The 1,690-nt window shown below is 78.8% G+C and carries 2 protein-coding genes; both read left to right on the forward strand.

Annotated features, from left to right (window positions below):
* Positions 1 to 994: glycerophosphoryl diester phosphodiesterase membrane domain-containing protein (locus GTR00_RS20320; RefSeq protein WP_166613345.1), on the forward strand; the 994-nt coding region annotated here is incomplete at its 5' end.
* Positions 991 to 1,647, forward strand: a complete 657-nt coding sequence (locus tag GTR00_RS20325) for a DUF4129 domain-containing protein (RefSeq protein WP_166613346.1) — start codon at positions 991 to 993, stop codon at positions 1,645 to 1,647. The genes GTR00_RS20320 and GTR00_RS20325, both read left to right, overlap by 4 nt.
* The last annotated feature ends 43 nt before the right edge of the window (positions 1,648 to 1,690 follow it).

Here is a 1,690-nt window from a genome sequence, read left to right on the forward strand (position 1 = left end):
GGGCTGGGGCCGCGCCGGCTGGTCCGCGCCGGTCGACCCCCGGCCCCGGCCCGGCATCGTGCCGCTGCGCCCGCTGGGCCTGGGGGAGATCTGGGACGGCGCGTTCCGCGCGTTCCGGCAGAACCCGCGCGTCATGGTCGGCCTGTCCGCGCTCGTGGTGGTCGCCACCTCGGCGGTCACCCTGGTGGCCTCGGTGGTGGTGGCCCGCGACGTCGTGCGCACCACCACCGCGCTCGAGGCCGGCACCGGCGACCCCGCCGAGCTCCTGCTGGGCCTGGGCTCCTCCGTGCCGCTGTTCCTGCTGAGCACGCTGCTGCAGGTGGTGTCCGTGCAGCTGCTCAACGGCGTGCTCATCCTCAGCGTCAGCCGGGCCGTGCTGGGGCGCACGATCTCCGTGGCCGAGCTGTGGCGGGTCAGCCGCCCGCGGCTGCTGCCCCTGCTGGTGCTGTCGGTGCTGGTGACCCTGGCCGGCGCGGCCGGCGCGCTGCTCCTGGCGCCCGGCGCCCTGGTGCTGACCCTCGTGGACGGCCGGGCCGGCGCCACCGCCGGCGTGGTGCTGCTGCTGGCGGGCCTGCTGGGCTGGGCCGCGGTGGGCGTGTGGCTGTGGGTGAAGTGGTCGATGGCCGCGCCGGCGCTGCTGCTGGAGGGGCTGTCGGTGCGCCGCTCCCTGGGCCGCTCGTGGCGGCTGACGCGCGGCTCCTTCTGGCGCGCGCTGGGCGTGCTGCTGCTGACGAGCGTGGTGGTCCTCGTCGTCGTGGCCGCCGTGCAGACGCCGTTCTCGCTGCTCGGCTCGCTGGTGATGGCGCTGCTCGACGGCAGCTCGGTGACGCTGAGCGTGGCCGCCTCCCAGGCCGTCGGCACGCTGGGCTCGGTGCTGGGCAGCGTCGTGGCCTACCCCTTCCTGGCGTCGGTGACGGCCCTGCTGTACGTGGACCTGCGGATGCGGCGCGAGGGCCTGGACGTGGAGCTGCACCGCGCCGCCTCGGGCGGGTGAGCGCCCTGGGGGCCGTGCTCGCGGGCGTGCCGGTGCGCCCGGACCGCACCGGGGCGCGCCGGCTGCTGGCCGAGGAGCTCGCCGGGGGCGAGTACCGCCAGGACCGCGGCTCGTGGCTGCTGCGCGCCTGGGACTGGCTGGTGGAGCAGCTCAGCGGGGTGCGGGTGCCGGCGGTGGGCAGCGGCCTCACGGCGGTGCTGGTGGTGGTGCTCCTGCTGCTCGCCGTGGTCGCCGTCGTGCTGCTGGTGGCCGGGCCGCTGCGCCGCAGCGGCGGCGTGCCGGTCGAGGAGGTCTTCGACGCCGGCCCGGAGCCGTCCTCCGCGCACGTGCGCCGCGCCGACGAGGCCGCCGCGGCCGGGCGCTGGGACGAGGCCGTCACCGAGCGCTTCCGCGCGCTGGTGCGCTCCCTGGAGGAGCGCGCGCTGCTGGACCGCCGCCCGGGGCGCACCGCGCACGAGGCCGCCGTGGAGGCGGCCTCGGTGCTGCCCGGCTGCGCGGAGGGGCTGGCGCGCGCGGCGCGCGCCTTCGAGGACGTGCGCTACGGCGGGCGCGCCGCCTCCGCCGTCACCGACGACGACGTGCGCCGCGTCCTGGCCGACGTGGCCGCCGCGCGCCCGCAGGCCCCGCAGGCGCCGCAGGGGGCCGGGCGGTGAGCACCCCCGCCGCCGGGCCCCTGCGGCGCCTGCGGGGCCTGCG

It is taken from the genome of Kineococcus indalonis, from assembly GCF_009906395.1.
Classification (GTDB): Bacteria; Actinomycetota; Actinomycetes; order Actinomycetales; family Kineococcaceae; genus Kineococcus; species Kineococcus indalonis.